This is a genomic window from Streptomyces sp. NPDC002817 (assembly GCF_053592055.1).
Map to the genome: position 1 here is coordinate 174,108 of NZ_JBSFUY010000011.1, position 17,040 is coordinate 191,147.

A 17,040-nucleotide genomic window follows, 5' to 3' on the forward strand; every position below is an offset into this window, starting at 1 on the left:
GCGGATCGTGAGATGTTCCGGATCGCGGCCGGGCCCTACCTCGCACCGGTGCCTGTCCCCACGGGCGGCCGGTGCGTACCGGGCGCGTGCTCCGCTCGAGCACACGCGCCCGGAGTCGCGGGTGCGTGAAGGACGTGGATGAGGCGGGCTCCCTTCCGGTGACCCGCGGCTTACGTCCTGCTGGGATGTCGTCAGTTCTTCATGGCGCTCAGGACGGCGGTGGCCATGCCGCGTTCGCCGCGTTCGTTGGGGTGGACGATGGCTGCCGGACTGCTGGGCCGGAGGGGTTCGATCCAGCGCGTGCCGGCAGGGGAGCAGGCGTCGTGGCCGGCGGACGGGGCGTACGTGTTGACGTACGTCGCTCCGGAGGCCTGGGCGCGTTCGCTGAGCATGCTGTTGAGTTCCTGCTGCTTCTGGCGCAGGAACGTTACGTCGCCGGGGGCGAGGGGCAGTTCGCGACCGCACTGGGTGCCTTCGGCGGGCAGGATCGCGGGGTAGCCGACGACGTAGACCCTGGCTTCGGGTGCGCGGCGTTCGATCTCGGTCAGAGCCCGGGTGAGGCGGTCGCCCGTGGCGCTTATCTTCTGGGTTACTTCGTCGGTGTCGCCGGAGGTGTACTTCTCCTTGCAGGGAGCGTTGTCGGTGACGTCCGTGAGCCTGTCGGCCAGCTTGAACAGCGTGCCTGTGCCGACGCACTTGGTCATCATCGAGCTGAAGCCGATGTCGTTGCCGCCGATGCCGAGGGTGACCACCCTCGTGGACGCGGAAAGCGCCGAGAGCTGGGCCGGGTTGGTGCCGTGGTCGGTCGACTGAGGGGTGGTGAGGTCGGCAATGGTGGCGCCGCTGCAGCTGACGTCGCGGAAGTCGGTCGCCTTGATACCGAGCTCCTTCGCCACGACAGACGGGTAGTTGCGGCCGGACCGGTCGCAGCCGGCCGGATCGCCGGTCTGGGGAGGGATCTTGGGGCCCGAGGTGTAGGAATCGCCGAGAGCGACGTAGGGCCCCTTGGGCGGTGCCGATGCCGATGTCTTCTTCACTTGTGCGTTGTCGCTGTCGCTGTCGTTGTTGTCGGAGTTCTGTCCGATGCTGACGGCGGTGAGGAGTACTCCGCACGCGAGGGCCACGCCCATGCCGGTTCGTGTCAACGGTCCCATTACGGTGTCCTGTTCTTTGGTGCGTTTGCTGGGTTGCGGGGACGTTTCGGTGAACACGGAGCGGTGTCGGTGTGGCCCGGGCATCGGGCGGGTGGGGTGGGTCAGGCGCAGGCACTCGCGTTGGGGGAGGACGCCGAGTCGACGCTGCTGCTACGGGGTGAGGCCGGGGGAGATGACGGCGTCGTCGGCGGCGACGGCGCGGACGCCGGCGACGAGTTCTTCGGGTTGGGCGTCTTTGAGGAGGAAGCCGCTGGCTCCGGCGCGTAGGGCGTCGTAGGCGTATTCGTCGAGGTCGAAGGTGGTCAGGACGAGGATGCGGGAGCGGCCGCCGGTCTGGATGATGCGGCGGGTGGCTTCGATGCCGTCCATGCCGGGCATGCGGACGTCCATGAGGACGACGTCGGGGCGGAGTTCGGCGGTCATGAGCGGTACTCCGGGGAGGGCGGGGAAACCGCCTGCTCGTGCGACGTCGAGAGGTCGGGGGAGGACGGGTTGGGGACGAGGAACGCGCGGACCGTCCATCCGCCGCGGGAGTTGGGGCCCGCGGTGACGGTGCCCTTGTAGAGGGCGACGCGTTCGCGCATGCCCACCAACCCACGGCCGCCCCCGGATTGCCGACGACGAGTTCGAGGAGTTTGGGGTGGTCCGGTGTCCTCGACGGTGACGTGGAGGGCGTTGGGGTCGGAGGTGAGGGAGACGTGGACCGAGGTGTCGGGGGCGGCGTATTTGACGGTGTTGGTGAGGGCCTCTTGGATGATGCGGTAGACGGACAGTTGGAGGCCCGGTGGCAGGCGTGCGAGGTCGCCGTGGGTGTCGAGGGTGACGGTGGGGCCCGCCGCGCGGACGCGGTCCAGAAGTGAGCTGAGATCCGTGAGGCCGGGTTGTGGGGCGAGTGGTGCGGTGTCGGTTGCGTCGTTGTCCTCGCCGATGACGGCGAGGAGGCGGCGTAGTTCGGCGAGGGCGTCGCGGCCGCTGCTGCTGATGATGCGCAGGGTCTGGGCGCCGCGTTCGGGTTTGGTCTCGGCGAGGGCGGCGGCGCCGTCGGCGAGGCCGACGATGACGGAGAGGGTGTGGCCGAGGATGTCGTGCATTTCCCGGGACACGCGGGCGCGTTCCTGTGCGGTGGCGAGGCGGGCCTGCTGGTCGCGTTCCTTCCTGAGGGTGTCGATGTAGGCGCTGGCCAGTCGGCTGAGCAGACCGAGTGCGGCGAACGCCGCCATCGCGGTCATGGCCAGCATGGTCACGACTTCCGGCCGGGTGGCGTGCTCCAGCTGGCGGCCCCTCCAGAAGACGGCGGCCCACGCGACGAGTTGTGCGGTCGTGACCACGACGGCGAGGGCCAGTTGGTGCGGGGTGCAGCGGCGGCCGACGTTGAAGAGGGCCACGACGCGTGCGGACTCGGAGCCGGTCATCACCCCCAGGGGGAGGGCTGCCACGGACGCGGCGGTGGTGAGCGCGAAGACCAGCATGGGCCTGCGTTCCCGCCACAGGAGCGGGACGGCGAAGGCGGCGATGAGGGCCACCTGCGCCGGGACGTCTCGGGTGTTGTGCGGGTTGAGGTAAGAGGTGGCGCCGAGCGCGGCGCAGACGGCCGGTACCCCCCAGTGCCGGACCCTGGGGTGGGCCCGGTTGGCTCGCTGCAATGCGGCCAGGCGGAAGAGGACCGAGGCGACCACGCGCTGCTCGGAATCGCCGGACAGGGTCTCCAGGGTCCGGTCTTCGCCCGGGCGGGGAGCGGGTGCGCTCGGCACGGTCACGAGGAGTCCTTTACTGGGCGGGAGCCGCCCGCCGGCCTCGGGGGATCGGACCGGCGGGCGGGGTTGGGGGCGGCCGCTGGGAGGCGGCCGTTCCGGTTGCGGGTCGGGCGGTGGTAGGCAGCTGTCGCTGCGGCGCGTTCCCGTCAGCGCTTGCGGAACATCTTCTTCCGTATCCCCTTCATCGTGCTGGCCTTCGACTCGGTCGCGTCGGCGGGCGGAGTGGTGTCACCGGTGCGTGCGAGACGTTGCTTGAACTTCACCAGTCCCAGTTTCTTGCTGCGGAGCTTCGCGCGACGGTTCGGCGTCCCCGTGGTGTCGGGGCCGTTGACGCCGATGGAGTCGCCGTCCAGGGCCGCGTCGTTCCCGGCGCCCGGGTCCGCGAGGGTCTCGGCGTCACGGTTGTCCGCACGGTGCTTCCCGTAGAGCCCAAGGGGTCGGCCGTTGTGGTGTCGCGGAAGCGGCGACGTGAACGTGGCCGTGTCCGAGGCATCGGCGCCGGAGCCACTGGTGAACGCCTGCGGGGCGCTGTAGCTGCCCGAGTCCGTGTGGACCCAGGCGCCCACGCCGGCGAGGACGGGTTCCGGTGCGGTGCTCGTGCTGTCGGCGTCCAGCGTGTGGCGCAGCTTCTCGCCCTCGACGTCCACGTTGGGCATGACACGGTCGAGCCACTTGGGCAGCGCCCAGGCGCGGTGGCCGAGCAGGGCCAGCACCGCCGGGACGATGGTCATCCGGACCACGAAGGCGTCGAACAGGACGGCGGAGGCGAGTCCCAGGCCGACCGACTTGATCAGCGCCGCGTCGTCGAGGAGGAACCCGGAGAAGACGGCGATCATGATGACGGCGGCGGCGGTGACCACCCGGCCGCTGTGCCGGAAGCCCCCGATGACGGCCTGCGTGGGGGTGGCTCCGTGGACGTACTCCTCCCGCATCCGGGTGACGAGGAAGACCTCGTAGTCCATGGCGAGGCCGAAGACGACACCGATCAGCAGGATGGGCAGCACGCTGACGATGGGCGCGGTCTGGTCGACGCCGAAGACATCCGCGAGCCAGCCCCACTGGAAGACGGCGACCAGGACGCCGAGGGTGGAGGCGATGGTGAGCAGGAAGCCGAGGGCGGCCTTGAGCGGGATCAGGATCGAACGGAAGACCAGCAGGAGCAGGATCAGTGCCAGGCCGACGACGATGGCGAGGTAGGGGATGAGGGCCTGGGCGAGCTTGGTGGAGACGTCGATGTTGACGGCGGTGGTGCCGGTGACCATGAGGTCGGCGCCGGTGTCCTTCTGCAGGGTGGCGCTGTGGTCGCGGATGTCGGCGACCAGGTCCTTGGTGGCCTGACTGGTCGGGGAACTCTCCGGGACGACACCGATGATGGCGACGTCACCGGCCTCGTTGAAGGCCGCGTCACGGACCGAGGCGACATCGTCCAGCTTCTTGAGCACCGCGGTCGCGTCCGCGGCTGCGGTCTCGGGGTCGTCACTGTCGCGGGCGTCGACGACCACGGTCAGCGGCCCGTTGAAGCCCGGTCCGAAGCCCTTGCTGAGAGTGTCGTAGGCAAGGCGCTGGGTGCTGCCCGGGGGCTTCATGGAGTCGTCGGGCAGGGTCAGGCGCAGCGACAGGGCGGGGATGGCCAGCAGTCCGAGGCCGATCACCGAGACGGCGAGGACCCTGACGGGGTTGCGGGTCACGAACTTCGCCCAGCGCACGCCCATCGACTCGCCCTCGCCGCGCTCCAGCGCCTTCATACGGCGGGACAGCAGCTTGTTCTTCATGATCCGCATACCGGCGAAGCCGAGCAGGGCGGGCAGCAGGGTCAGCGCGATCACCACGGCGACGGCGACGGCGAAGGCGGAGCCCAGGCCCATCGAGGTGAGCATCTGGATGCCGATGACGCTCAGTCCGGCCAGTGCGATGATCACGGTCAGGCCGGCGAAGACGACCGCGGAGCCGGCGGTGCCCAGGGCACGTCCGCAGGCCTCTTCCGGATCGTGGCCGTCGCGGATCTCGTTGCGGTAGCGGGAGACGATGAACAGGGCGTAGTCGATGGCGACGGCCAGCCCCAGCATCAGCGCCAGCGCGGACGTCTGGGAGGCGATGTCGAAGAACTGGGTGGCGACGGTGATCGACAGGATGGCCGCGCCGACGCCGAGGATGGCGGTGAGCAGGGGCAGTCCGGCGGAGATCAGCGATCCGAAGGTGATGATCAGGGCGACGGCGGCGACGCCCAGACCGATCAGTTCGGCGGCCTTGCTGGCGGCCTGGTCCGCGACGGCGTCGCCGCCCAGGCTCACCGTGATGCCGGCCTTCTCGCCCTGCGCCACGACAGCGGTCTGGACGTCGTGCGCGGCGTCACTGACGTCGGCCTGGGCGACCTTGTAGGTCACCCCGGCGTAGCCGATGGTGCCGTCCTCGCTGACCTGGCCGCTGGTGAAGGGGTCGGAGACGCTCGCCACCTGCGGCGACTTCTCCAGCTTCGCCACCAGCGACTCCACCGCCGCCTTGTGGGCGGTGGCGGTCAGCTTCTGCCCGTCGGCCGCCTCGAACACGACCCGAGCGGAGGCGCCGCCGGCGGATGCCTGCGGGAACTCCTCGCCCAGCAGGTCGATGGCCTTCTGGGACTGGGTGCCCGGCAGCGTGAAGCTGTCGGAGGTCTTGCCGGTGGAGCTCATGGCGCCGATGCCTACGGCGGCCAGGACGGCGATCCACAAGAGGACGACGAGGCGTCGTCGCCGAAAGGCGAGCCGTCCCAGTCGGTACAGGAAGGTGGCCACGGAGTACTCCCACAGGAGAAGAGATCATTACGTGAGCTGGGGGTCGATCGACCCGTGATCTCAAGCTAGGGGCGGTTTCTCGCGCTCCCTGCCCCCTGTGGGACCGAACCGTCTGGGTGCGGCTAGTACCCCGGTACTAATGCCTCTCGTCCTTGTGGCGCGGTCACCGGTGACCGGCGATGCGCTGGTCAGGGGCTGACGGTGCTCGGCACCCGGTCGCGCTGAGGCGGCCGGCGGCCCTGCCCCTCGGTCGTAGCGACGCCGTCGAGATCGCCGCCCCCGGGGGGTGAGTCGGACTCTGCCCTTGGTGATCGTGCCGCCGCAGTCGCTGCTGCCAAGGCTGCGAGGCCGAGGACGTTCACCCCACCTCGGTGCGCTCGGTCTCGGCGACCACGGTCGCGGCTTCCCTGCGGCGCCGGTTGCGGCGCCTGACGGCGATGAGGACGAGGCCCGGGATGACGGTGATGAGAACGACGTACGAGAACATGCCGGCGTAGTCGGTGACCCGGTGCCAGTTCTCGCCCAGGAGATATCCGGAGAGGAGCAGGGTGGCGGTCCACGTCATGGTGCCGATCGCGGTGAACAGCACGAACTTCGGCAGCGACATCCGCTCGGCCCCTGCCGGGATGGAGATGAGCGGACGGATGACGGGCAGCACACGGCCGAGCAGCACCGCCTTGGCGCCGTGCCGGGCGAACCATGCCTCGGCGCGGTCGACGGTCTCCGTCTTGATGCCCGGGAACTTCAGCAGCAGAGCTCGGGCACGATCCCGGCCGAGCCGCGCGCCGAGCGCGTACTGGGCGAGACTGCCGGCGACCGATCCCGCGGTGGCGCAGACGATGGCGGTGCCGATGTTGATGGCGCCCTGGGTGGCGGTGTATCCGACGAGCGGCAGCAGTACGTCGACCGGGAGGGCCCCGAAAAGCATGCTGTCCAGGGCGGTGAGTAATGCGAGCCCTGCTCCGCCAAGTGCCTCGATCATGTCGACGGCCCAGCCGCCCAGACCTCCTGTCGGTTCGCCGGTGGCCTGGGCGAGGTAAGACGTCATGCTTCTCCTCCGGAGGGATCTCGGCATCAACGGGTGTTGCGGAACGGGTGAGTTCGCGGGAAAGGAGGCGAGCGTGCGGTGCGGGATCGATCGGGAACCGCTGCGGCGTTTCGCCTACTCGGCGTCAGCGGCCGTCGGCTTCCCCAGGACGGGGAGCACGGGAGATTCCGCGGCGTCCGTGGCCGGTCGGCGACCGGGGATGAAGGACGCGAAGACCAGGGCGACGGCGGCGGCCCCGGCACCGATCGCCAGAACGGCGCGCAGGCCGTTCTGGGAGGGCACCGTGCCGCTGCCCGAGCGGGTGGTCAGGTGAGCGAGGATCACACCGGCCACGGCACTGGACACGGAGGTGCCGATGGACCGCATGAGGGTGTTGAGGCTGATGGCGGCGCCGGTCTGGGACGCGGGTATGGCGCCGATGACGAGCGCCGGCAGGGTCCCGAGGGCGAAGCCGACACCGACGGCGACGAGGCAGGACGTGACGACGATCTGCCAGACCTCGGACATCAGTACCGTGGCCAGGAGATAGCCGGTGCCCGTGATCACGGAGCCGACGACGAGGGTCACCTTGGGACCCTTGGCCTTGGTGAGCCGGGCGGAGAGAGGCGAGACCGCCATCATCGTCAGGCCCTGCGGAGCCATCAACAGGCCGGTGACGACCAGGGACTTGCCCAGCCCGTAGCCGGTTTCCTCCGGCATCTGGAGCAACTGCGGCAGGACCAGTCCGGTCACGAACACCGCGAACCCGAGTGCCAGTCCGGTGAGGTGGGTGAAAAGCACCTGTGGTCGGGCGTTGGCCCGGAGGTCCACCATGGGCTGCGGGGAGCGCAGTTGGAACCAGCCCCACAGGGGCCAGACGATCGCGGCCCCTGCCGCCAGGGCGAGGGTGGGTCCGCTGCCCCAGCCCCAGTCCTCGCCCTTGGAGACCGTGAGCAGCAGGCACACCAGGCCGGTCGCCATGCCGACGGCGCCGGTGACGTCGAAGCGCCCACCGGCGCGCGCCGGTGAGCGGGGCACGAGCAGGGCGACGAGGAGCGCCGCGACGGAGCCGAGCGCGGCAGCGGTCCAGAACAGTACGTGCCAGTCGAAGTCGTCGGCGAGGAACGCGGCGACGGGCAGGCCCAAGGAGCCGCCCACGCCCAGGGAGCCGTACATCACGGCGGTGGACGCGGGGAGCCTCTCGGCGGGCAGTACGTCCCGCATGATGCTGACGCCCAGGGGGATCACGCCGTTGGCCAGCCCCTGCAGAGTCCGCCCGACGAGCAGCGGGGGGAGGGAGGTGCTGAGCGCGGAGATCACCGTGCCCAGCACCATGACAGCCAGCCCGAACAGGAGCATGCGGCGCCTGCCGTACATGTCGCCGAGGCGTCCTGTCACCGGTGTGGTGACCGCGCCGCTCAGCAGGGTGGCGGTCACCACCCAGGCGGTGTCCGCCGGCGAGGCGTCCAGATAGGTGGGCAGGTGTGGAACGATCGGGAACACCATGCTCTGCACGAACGCGACGGTGATCCCGGAGAACGTCAGGACCGCCACGACGATGCGCGGGCGCCGGGAGCCGGATTCCCCGGCGCCGGGGGTGGGGGGAAGCGTGCGCGGCATGGACGAAGGCCTTTGTGTGGGGGAGCCGGTGGGGACGGCGGTGGGGACGAAAGGGGCCTTGCCGGGGTGGGGCTGGGGGTGCTCTTGAGCCGGCCCGGTCGTGCGTGGCGGGCGCGCTCGGGTACATGCAGCCGGTTACGGTCGGGTCGGTAGGGCGTCGCGCCAGGCGGTGCGGACGGTACTGGCCTGGCGCCACCGCCGGACGGCTCTGGGCGGTATGCCGGTCGCGAGGGTGCCGTTGAGCCGGTCGCCGGCGCGGTTCGCGCCCACGCACCGGTGTTCCGTCAAGTTCCCTTCGATGACCGCGACTTCGTCGGGGCCGCGCAGGAGCCCGTATGCCTGGATCCTCGTGCCGTACCGGTCCGGCCAGAGGTACGGCACGGGCGCGAAGCCCTCGCGTATCCCCGGCGCGGCGAGCAGGCTGCAGGGGGCGGTCATGCCTGGATCGGAGGCGTGGGTGCGGTGTTCGATCCGTGTGGATGTCTCGGACGGCGGGGGCCGCGCGCACGCCGGGCGTGACCTGGCGTACGCGTCACACGCCCCCGGTCGCGGACGGCGAGCCATTCGATGTCGGGGCGTGAGCCGTTGGCGACCAGGACTTCGCGGACCTCGACCACCGCACTGTTCCCCGGGGCCGCTTTGGCCTCGGCCGCTTCCGACGGCACGGCTCCCGTACGCGGTCGCGCTTCCCGTCGGAGGTGGACCGGAGAGGGGATCCGGCCGACCTCGATGCCCGTGTTCTCGGCGCCGAGGAATCCGGCACCGACCACGAGGAGCCGATGCCCCGGACCGCGCCGGTCTCGCAGGGCGAGGGAGGTGCGGAGCACCGCTGATGGGATCGTCGGCTGCACCGTGTGCGGGACGGGGGCAAGTCCGGTGGTAGCCGTGCCTGGGCGAAGGCCGAGACGGGGTGCGTCCAGGTCGGCTGTGGGGCGCAAGGCGGCCTGTCGGATTGCCCACCGGCCGGTCAGGAACTGCTTGGGAAGCGGCGGCCGGTCGTAGGGCGGGCGTGGTTCGTAGTCGATGAGGGGCGGCGTCCCGTCGTAACCCCTCCGGCGTAACGCCTCGGCTGCGGTGTGTTCGGCGGCCGAAGCTGCGACGGCAAAGATGCGCTTCACCGCTCGACCAAGCGGATCGCTGCTGCAGGGCAGAGGGCTGCGGCTTCCTTCACGCCGTCGAGGAGTTCTGGTGCGGGCTGGGTGTCGAGCAGGACGGCGACGCCGTCCTCGTCGCGTTGGTCGAACACGTCGGGAGCGGCGAGGACACACTGACCGGCGGCAACGCATTTGGGTTCGTCGAGTTCCACGTCCATACGCATGTGATGTCTTCCTCGTCCGGGGCTCGGTAGCGGAGTGGGGCCGCGAGAAGGGGGGATGGCCCATGAGGGGAGCGAGCGAGAGTCTCTCGGTTACGGTGACCTAGGTTACAGTAACCCTTATGTGGATCGACATCCTCCTTTTGGCCGAGCTGGCGCGCGGGCCCCGTCACGGATACGAACTGCGCAGGGAGGTGGAGGCGGCGACAGGGCACGCGCTGTCGAACAACTCGCTCTATCCCCGGCTGCGCCAGTTCGTCGACGGTGGTGCCGTGCTGCGTGGTTCGGAGGAGCAGGAGGCCAAGCCGCCTCGGCACGTCTACTCGATCACGGACGTCGGCCGGGAACTGCTGCACGAGATGCTGGCCGAGCTTCCCGAGGGAGGGGTGGACCAGTCCCGTGAGTTCCACGCACGGCTGGTGAACTTCGCCTGGCTGAGCCCTGAGGAACAGCTCGCTGTGCTCGATGCCCGCGACCGGGTGCTGGTGCGCAACCGCGACCGTGTCGCGGCGCTGGCGTTCGCGCGGGTGGAGCAGTGGAGCCGTCTCGCGCTCGACCACGGGATCGTCAGGATCGACGCCGACCGCGCCTGGCTGGCCGAACTGCGGGCGGAAATCCAGCGGAAGGCCGGTCCCGCCGAGCCGCAGAGCGACGACGAACACCGATGACGAGCGCCGCGACCCGCAGGCTGCATTCCTGATCCGTTCCGTCTGGAGAGTCACCTCACGGCCCCTCGACGACGACCCCGAAGTGCCGCAAAGCGGCGTGGGGCGGACGGTGTGCCGGAGTTGCCGGTGAAAGCCCGTGCTTGAACATCGAGGTCCTGAAGCAGGGGCCAGGCTGACGTGGACGCAGTGCTGCTGGGGTGCTGAGCCTCTTGGCAAGCCCCCGTTGGTCTCGGATGTGGGAACCGAGCGGCTGAGCTGTGTGGACTGGGTGGCCCAGGCGAGTGTGGGGCGGTGACGGGAGGATGAAACCGCGCCGCTGCTGATGGCGGGTGACGTGCGATGGCGGTTCTCTGTTCGGCCGTCGTGCGGGTCGTCCCTCGGGGGAGGCCACGACGGAGTCGGCGCCGTTGAGGCTGCGGCCGGGAGCGCGCGGGAGCGTGCCGGCCGTGTGTCCGCGCAGGAGAACGCGCGGGCACTTCCACGTCAGTGGCGGGTGTGGGGCGGCCGTCGCGCTGTCGGTGACAGTGGCGGCGGCCGCCGGTGCGAGACCCGCGTGGCTTTGCGAGCACGCGGATCTCACGCGGGATCGTCCCGGAGACGCCCGGCATGCGGGAAGGCGCCCGGCCAAAAAGCGGGCCACGGAGGTGGTGTCCCGGCAAGTGGTCCTGCCGCGATCGCGGCGAAGCCGCCGGTCACCTACGCGCCCTTGCGTGCGGAGGCGGGCATTCGCTGACGCACCGTCGATTCGCCATGTCGTCGGCCTGCCGCGCCATGTCCTGGCGGAACTGAGCCGTCGAACGGTGTCCAGCGCGGTGACCTGGGTGTGGTGGTCAACGAGAGCTTCTCGATCACGGACACATGCTCGCAAACACGAGTAGTGGCTGGTCACACCCTTCTCCACGGCCCGAGCGAGGTCACGTACGCCGCCCGCATCGCTCCGCGCGCCGCGGAGTGCATGGATGAGCGAAGGGAACAGCACTCGACGCGCAGCTATCGAAAGATCACCACAAAATGTGATTCCCGATGGTTGATCTAGGGAAGCGTGGACTTCGATGGCCGTATACCTGTACAAGCTTGGCCGTCTCGCGTCTCGCAGACGCTGGTACGTCACCCTGCTGTGGGCGGTGATCCTGGCCGGGGTCGGCTTCGCCGCCACCAAGGCGCCCGCCGCACCTGAGACCGAATTCTCCACACCGGGTGTCGAGTCGCAGAAGGCGTTCGACCTGATGGAGGAACGCTTCCCCGGTGCTCAGGCCGACGGGGCGAGCGCCCGCTTGGTGTTCGTCGCCCCTGACGGGCAGAAGGTCACCGCGGCCGACAACCGGGCGGCCATCGACAAGGCCGTGGCCAAGGTGGCGGACGGGCCCGAAGTCTCCTCCGCGGTGAACCCCTTCCAGGCTCAGGCGGTGAGCGAGGACGCTTCGACGGCCTACGCGTCCATCACCTACACCGTGGGGGCCGCCGACTTGAGCGACGCGGCCAAGGACACCCTTCTCGATGCCGCACGGCAGGCCCGGTCCGCCGGCCTCACCGTGGAGATCGGCGGCACCGCCCTGGCGAGCGAGGGATCGTCGGGCGAGGTGGGAGAGGTGATCGGCGTCATGGTCGCCGCCGTGGTGCTGCTGGTCACCTTCGGCTCGCTCGTCGCCGCCGGCCTGCCCCTGCTGACGGCGATCGTCGGTGTCGCTCTCAGCATGTTCACGATCGCGGTTCTGGCCGACGCGTTCGGGCTGTCCTCGACGACCGGAACACTGGCCACCATGCTGGGGCTCGCCTGCGGCATCGACTACGGCCTGTTCGTCGTCTCCCGCTACCGAGAAGAACGGGCCAACGGGCACGGCCCCGAGGAGGCGACCGGGCTGGCGGTCGGCACGGCCGGGTCCGCGGTCGTCTTCGCTGGACTCACCGTGGTCATCGCGCTCGCCGGGCTCTCCGTGGTAGGCATCCCGATGCTCACGAAGATGGGCCTCTCCGCCGCCGGCGCGGTCGTCATCGCCGTCCTCGTCGCACTGACCCTGGTCCCGGCCCTGATCGGCTTCTGGCCGCGCGCCGTCCTCTCACGCCGCTACCGCCTGACCGGACGGCGCATCCAGGGAGTGGTCGGAAACCGCGGGTCCCGGTGGGCCGAGTTCGTCCAGCGCCACCCCATCCCCGTCCGCCTCGCCGCGGTCGCCGGTCTGGTGGTGCTCGCCATTCCCGCGCTGAGCCTCCAGTTGGGCATGCCGGGCGCAGAGGCCAAGCCCACGTCCACCACCGAACGCCGCGCCTACGACGACCTCGCCCAAGGCTTCGGTCCGGGCTTCAACGGGCCGCTGACCATCGTCGTGGACGCGCAGGGTGCCGATGATCCGCAGGGCGCGGTAGGGACGATCGAGCAGCGCATCAAGGCCACCCCTGGTGTCGTGTCCGTCTCCACCCCCCGGTTCAACGAAGCGGGCGACACCGCGGTGTTCTCCGCCGTCTCCGCCAACGCGCCCACCAGTGAGAAGACCGAAGACCTCGTCCACACCATCCGTGACCAGCGTCCGGAGACCGAGGCCGGCACCGGGGCGACCTTCGAGGTCACCGGCACCACCGCGCTGAACATCGACGTCGCGGGAAAGGTCCGCGGTGCCCTCATCCCGTATCTCGTGGTCGTGGTGGGCCTGGCCATCCTGCTTCTGCTGGTGGTCTTCCGGTCCATCGTCATCCCCCTCAAGGCCGCTTTCGGCTTCCTGCTCTCCGTACTGGCGGCCCTCGGCTGTATCGTCGCGGTCTTCCAGTGGGGCTGGGGCGCCAGTCTGTTCGGAGTCGAGACGACGGGTCCCATCATGAGCCTGACGCCGATCTTCCTGGTCGGCATCGTCTTCGGCCTCGCCATGGACTACGAGGTCTTCCTGGTCTCACGCATCCGTGAGGCCTACGTCCACGGGCAGGCATCAGGTCCCGCGATCACCACCGGCTTCCAGTACAGCGCCCGCATCGTGGTCGCGGCCGCGCTCATCATGATCGCCGTCTTCGCCGGGTTCATCACCGCGGACGAGTCCATGGTCAAGATGATCGGATTCGGCCTCGCGGTCGCCGTCCTGTTCGACGCCTTCGTCGTCCGCCTGGCCTTCGTGCCCGCCGTCCTCGCCCTGCTCGGCGACAAGGTCTCGTGGCTCCCGCGCTGGCTGGACAGAATCCTGCCCCACGTCGATGTGGAGGGCGAGGCACTCAGCCGACTGCACACCGCCGACCCTCCCGCACATGACGAGAAGACCGATACCGGGATTCACGTTTCCACTTGACCTGGTGGCCGATTGCCGGGGTGGAGCCCGCAGCGGCCCCACCTGGGCCCAAGACGGGACGGACACGTCGACTCCCAGCACCCGCACCGAACTGGCTGTGAGGCACCGGCCTCGCCCTCAGCAGGCTCGTGCAGCAGGCCGGGCGCGGCTGTCGACATACGTCGATCGAGCTCGTAACTCGCCTTTTGCGTGGGGGAGTCGAGTTGCCCACGGGATCGGTCGAGGACTCGTGGCAGGCCCGCCCGCGACGGTCTGACTCCTGTTCTTGACCGACCCGGCGGGTGTCCCGGCCCTGACCTGTCGGCTGTCCGTCCGACCGGCACCGGTGTGACCTCCACGCTGGTGGGTTCGTGGTCCTGTCGACGGTACCGAGCCACCTTTGACAGGGCATCAGTACTGCGCTGATCGATTCGTGGAGGCCAGGTGTCCGCTCGCGCGACGACGTCGCCGTGTCGTTCGGGACGTGTCGCCGCGCGAGCGGACACCTGGCCTTGGACCGATCAGGCCGCCCTCTCGTCCCTCAGACGTCGGAAACCGGCCCTCTCGCGGCCGTCTCCACGATGTGACGGGAGGCCGGGACAGCATCCCCCGGCCTCGGGCGGGGGATGCGGATCGCCACGGCGAAGGCCACCGCCGCGGCGGCGACCCCTATCGCCAGCACCATCCGCAGCGCGTTCTCGGAGGGCAGTTCCACACCATGGAAGTCGATGGTCATGTGGGCGACGACCGAGCCCGCCACCGCACTGGCGACCGTGTTGCCGATGGCCCGCATCAGCGCGTTGAGGCTCGTGGCGGCCGCCGTCTCGGACAGGGGGACCGCGTCCATGATGATCATGGGCAGTGCGGAGTAGGCGAGTCCGGTGCCGACACTGACGATGCAGGAGGCCAGGATGAGCTGCCAGACCTCGGACATCATCACCATGCAGAAGAGGTAGCCGAGGGCGATGATCGTCGAGCCGAGCATGAGGGTGAACCTCGGTCCCCTGGCCCTGGTCACGCGAGCTGAGAGAGGGGAGGCCGCCATGAGCATCAGCCCCTGGGGGGCCAGCACCAGACCCGTCACCACCAGAGTGGTGCCGAGCCCGTAGCCGGTGGCCTCCGGCAACTGGAGAACCTGCGGCAGAACCAGCTGCATCGCCAGGAGGGTGAATCCGATCGCCACCGCGGCGAGGTTGGCGAACAGCACTTGGGGGTGTGCCGCGGTGCGCAGGTTCACCATGGGGTGCGGGGTGCGCAGTTCGTACCAGCCCCACAGCGGTACGACGATGGCGGCCACCGCGAACAGGGCGAGGGTGGTGCCGCTGCTCCAGCCCCAGTCCTCGCCCTTGGAGATGGCCAGGAGCAGGCAGACCAGGCCCGCTGTCATGCCGAGGGCGCCGGTGATGTCGACACGTCCCCCGGCGCGCACCTTCGATTCGGGTACGAAGCGGGCGACGAGGAGGGTGGCGACGGCGGCCAGGGCACCGCCGATCCAGAACAGCAGGTGCCAGTCGACCTTGTCGGCGATGAGCGCGGCGGTGGGCAGGCCTATGGCGGCGCCCACCCCGAGGGAGCCGAGCATGACAGCGGTCGCCATGGGGAGCCGAGCGGCGGGCGTCTCCTCACGAAGGATGCTGATGCCGAGGGGGATGATTCCGTTCGCCAGGCCCTGGAGCGCACGGCCGAGGATCATCGGGGCGAGTGAGTCGCTCAGGGCGCAGATCACCGAGCCCACCACCAGCAGTCCCATGTTGATCAGGAGCATGCGGCGCTTGCCGTACATGTCGCCGAGCCGTCCCATCACCGGTGTGGCGACGGCGCCGCACAGCAGGATGACGGTGACGGTCCAGGCGGTGTCCGACGCCGAGGCGTTCAGGTACCGCGGGAGGTGAGGGACGATCGGGAAGACCAACGCCTGGGTCAGGGCGTCCGTGATCCCGGCGAAGGCGAGAACCGCCACCAGGATGTTCACGCGTAAGTGGGCGGGTTTCCCGGCGGCCGCGGGCGTGGGGTGCGTGGGGGACATGGATCAGGCCTCCGTGTGGGGGAGCCGTCTGCGACGGCCGTACGGAATGGGCGATGGTGGGCAACAGTCGTGCTGGGATGCATCCGGCGTCGGGGTCACCAGGTGACGGGCAGTTCGTGGACTCCGAAGGTGGCCATGTCGTGCCGGTACCTCACCTCCTCCAGCGGTACCGCCAGGCGGAGGTTCGGCAGCGCGCGCAGCAGTGCCGGCAGGGCCTCCTGGAGTTCGACACGGGCCAGGGACTGACCGAGGCACTGGTGGATGCCGTGGCCGAAGGCGAGGTGACCGCGGGAGTTGCGGTCGATGTCCAGGTTGTCGGGGTCCTGGAAGAAGGGATCCCGGTTGGCGGCGGGAAGGTTGATGGTCAACAGGTCTCCCGCGCGCACGAGTTGGCCCCCGATGGTGAGGTCCTCGGTCGCCACCCGCCACACCATGTCCTGGGCGATGGTCAGATAGCGCAGGAGTTCTTCGACGGCGCCCGCGATCACGCCGGGGTCGTCGGTGTCGCGGATACGGGCGGCCTGGTCGGGATGGCGAAGCAGGGCCAACGTCCCCAGCCCGATCATGTTGGCCGTGGTCTCGTGCCCGGCGTGCAGCAGGATCTGGGCGATCATGGCCACTTCGGCGTGGGTGAGTTCGCCGGTGCCGACCCGGTTGGCCAGCAGTCGGCTGATGAGGTCGTCGCCGGGTTCGCTCTCCTTGTGTTTCACCAGGTCGACGATGAAGTCGAAAAGCTCTCGCCGTGCGGCCCTCCTTTGGTCCTCGGGTGTGTCGACACAGGCGAGGGCGGAGGAATGCTCCTGGAAGAACTCGTGGTTCTCGTACGGCACCCCGAGCATCAACGAGATCGCCATCGAGGGAACGGGCAGAGCGTAGGCGCGTACGAGGTCGGTCGGCTGTCGTCCCTCGCCGATCATCTCATCGAGGATGCGGTCGACCATGTGCCGCAACTGCGGCCGCATCGCCTCCATGCGCTTGACGGTGAACTCGCCGGTCAGCATGCGGCGGGTACGGGCGTGCTCGGGGTCGTCCTGACGTGGGAACACCGGCGGCATGCGCAGGTCCTCGGCGCTGACCATCAGTACGGGGTACCGACGGACGTCCGCGCTGATCCGAGGATCGCCCAGCGCCACTTTGACGTCCTCGTACCGGCTCACCGCCCAGGCGGTCTTGCCGTGCGACGTCTGCACGCGCGATAACCCCTCGTCCAGACGCCACTGCGTGTACTCGGCCGGGGGGGCGAACGGGCAGGCGGACGAGCGTCCGCCGGGGAAGGAGGGGAGGTCGATACCGTCGTGAGTTCCGCTCGGAATGCTCATCGATACTCCTGATGGGAGGCATGGGGCATCAAGGGTTACGGTGTCTTAGGTTACGGAAACCTAGGTCACTGTAACCGTGTCGCATCCGGATCGGAATCCTCCTCTTGGTGGATTTCGGAGATCGGCGCGCGGCCAAGA

General features: G+C 69.5%; 11 protein-coding genes and 2 pseudogenes. 2 read left to right on the top strand and 11 right to left on the bottom strand.

Annotated features, from left to right (window positions below; all coding sequences use genetic code 11):
• Positions 1–191: 191 nt before the first annotated feature.
• The 9 genes and pseudogenes from ACWD3I_RS22595 to ACWD3I_RS22635 all read right to left on the bottom strand — a co-directional run bounded on the left by ACWD3I_RS22595 (position 192) and on the right by ACWD3I_RS22635 (position 9,638).
• A complete protein-coding gene (locus ACWD3I_RS22595) occupies positions 192–1,154 on the bottom strand; it encodes an SGNH/GDSL hydrolase family protein (protein WP_365413981.1) in 963 nt (320 codons plus the stop codon).
• 156 nt (positions 1,155–1,310) lie between these two features.
• Positions 1,311–1,676 (bottom strand): annotated as a pseudogene (locus ACWD3I_RS22600) (response regulator); the annotation flags it as partial.
• Complete coding sequence (locus tag ACWD3I_RS22605) at positions 1,574–2,911, bottom strand: sensor histidine kinase (RefSeq protein WP_451084146.1); 1,338 nt, start codon at positions 2,909–2,911, stop codon at positions 1,574–1,576. The pseudogene ACWD3I_RS22600 and the gene ACWD3I_RS22605, both read right to left, overlap by 103 nt.
• Positions 2,912–3,483: 572 nt before the next feature.
• Positions 3,484–5,679: pseudogene (locus ACWD3I_RS22610) on the bottom strand (MMPL family transporter); the annotation flags it as partial.
• A 358-nt stretch (positions 5,680–6,037) separates the two neighbouring features.
• Positions 6,038–6,727, bottom strand: a complete 690-nt coding sequence (locus tag ACWD3I_RS22615) for a DedA family protein (protein WP_365413093.1) — start codon at positions 6,725–6,727, stop codon at positions 6,038–6,040.
• Between the two features lie 114 nt (positions 6,728–6,841).
• The gene (locus ACWD3I_RS22620; protein ID WP_365413095.1) at positions 6,842–8,326 is read right to left on the bottom strand and encodes an MFS transporter; all 1,485 of its coding nucleotides are present in this window, start codon (positions 8,324–8,326) and stop codon (positions 6,842–6,844) included.
• Between the two features lie 135 nt (positions 8,327–8,461).
• Positions 8,462–8,764 carry a ferredoxin reductase gene (locus ACWD3I_RS22625; RefSeq protein ID WP_365413097.1) on the bottom strand — a complete coding sequence of 101 codons (303 nt, stop codon included), beginning with the start codon at positions 8,762–8,764 and terminating at the stop codon, positions 8,462–8,464.
• Positions 8,761–9,153, bottom strand: coding sequence for a hypothetical protein (locus ACWD3I_RS22630; RefSeq protein ID WP_451084147.1), 393 nt, complete (start codon positions 9,151–9,153; stop codon positions 8,761–8,763). Before ACWD3I_RS22630 ends, ACWD3I_RS22625 begins: the two co-directional genes overlap by 4 nt.
• 287 nt (positions 9,154–9,440) lie before the next feature.
• Complete coding sequence (locus ACWD3I_RS22635) at positions 9,441–9,638, bottom strand: ferredoxin (protein ID WP_365413105.1); 198 nt, start codon at positions 9,636–9,638, stop codon at positions 9,441–9,443.
• Positions 9,639–9,763: 125 nt separating this feature from the next.
• On the opposite strand from ACWD3I_RS22635, the gene ACWD3I_RS22640 reads away from it, so the two are divergent.
• The gene (locus ACWD3I_RS22640; RefSeq protein WP_365413101.1) at positions 9,764–10,309 is read left to right on the top strand and encodes a PadR family transcriptional regulator; all 546 of its coding nucleotides are present in this window, start codon (positions 9,764–9,766) and stop codon (positions 10,307–10,309) included.
• A 1,052-nt stretch (positions 10,310–11,361) separates the two neighbouring features.
• A complete protein-coding gene (locus ACWD3I_RS22645; protein WP_365413103.1) occupies positions 11,362–13,578 on the top strand; it encodes an MMPL family transporter in 2,217 nt (738 codons plus the stop codon).
• Between the two features lie 520 nt (positions 13,579–14,098).
• On the opposite strand, the gene ACWD3I_RS22650 is transcribed toward ACWD3I_RS22645, so the two are convergent.
• Together ACWD3I_RS22650 and ACWD3I_RS22655 are read right to left on the bottom strand one after the other, a co-directional pair.
• A complete protein-coding gene (locus ACWD3I_RS22650; RefSeq protein WP_451084148.1) occupies positions 14,099–15,583 on the bottom strand; it encodes an MFS transporter in 1,485 nt (494 codons plus the stop codon).
• Between the two features lie 95 nt (positions 15,584–15,678).
• A complete protein-coding gene (locus ACWD3I_RS22655) occupies positions 15,679–16,902 on the bottom strand; it encodes a cytochrome P450 (RefSeq protein WP_365409944.1) in 1,224 nt (407 codons plus the stop codon).
• Positions 16,903–17,040: the final 138 nt, after the last annotated feature.

Excerpts from the sequence above, each read along its gene's own strand:
- ACWD3I_RS22640 (WP_365413101.1), top strand. The coding sequence starts at position 9,764 with ATGTGGATCGACATCCTCCTTTTGGCCGAGCTGGCGCGCGGGCCCCGT.
- ACWD3I_RS22595 (WP_365413981.1), bottom strand. The coding sequence starts at position 1,154 with ATGGGACCGTTGACACGAACCGGCATGGGCGTGGCCCTCGCGTGCGGA.
- ACWD3I_RS22645 (WP_365413103.1), top strand. The coding sequence starts at position 11,362 with ATGGCCGTATACCTGTACAAGCTTGGCCGTCTCGCGTCTCGCAGACGC.
- ACWD3I_RS22655 (WP_365409944.1), bottom strand. The coding sequence starts at position 16,902 with ATGAGCATTCCGAGCGGAACTCACGACGGTATCGACCTCCCCTCCTTC.
- ACWD3I_RS22625 (WP_365413097.1), bottom strand. The coding sequence starts at position 8,764 with ATGACCGCCCCCTGCAGCCTGCTCGCCGCGCCGGGGATACGCGAGGGC.
- ACWD3I_RS22615 (WP_365413093.1), bottom strand. The coding sequence starts at position 6,727 with ATGACGTCTTACCTCGCCCAGGCCACCGGCGAACCGACAGGAGGTCTG.
- ACWD3I_RS22650 (WP_451084148.1), bottom strand. The coding sequence starts at position 15,583 with ATGTCCCCCACGCACCCCACGCCCGCGGCCGCCGGGAAACCCGCCCAC.
- ACWD3I_RS22620 (WP_365413095.1), bottom strand. The coding sequence starts at position 8,326 with ATGCCGCGCACGCTTCCCCCCACCCCCGGCGCCGGGGAATCCGGCTCC.
- ACWD3I_RS22635 (WP_365413105.1), bottom strand. The coding sequence starts at position 9,638 with ATGGACGTGGAACTCGACGAACCCAAATGCGTTGCCGCCGGTCAGTGT.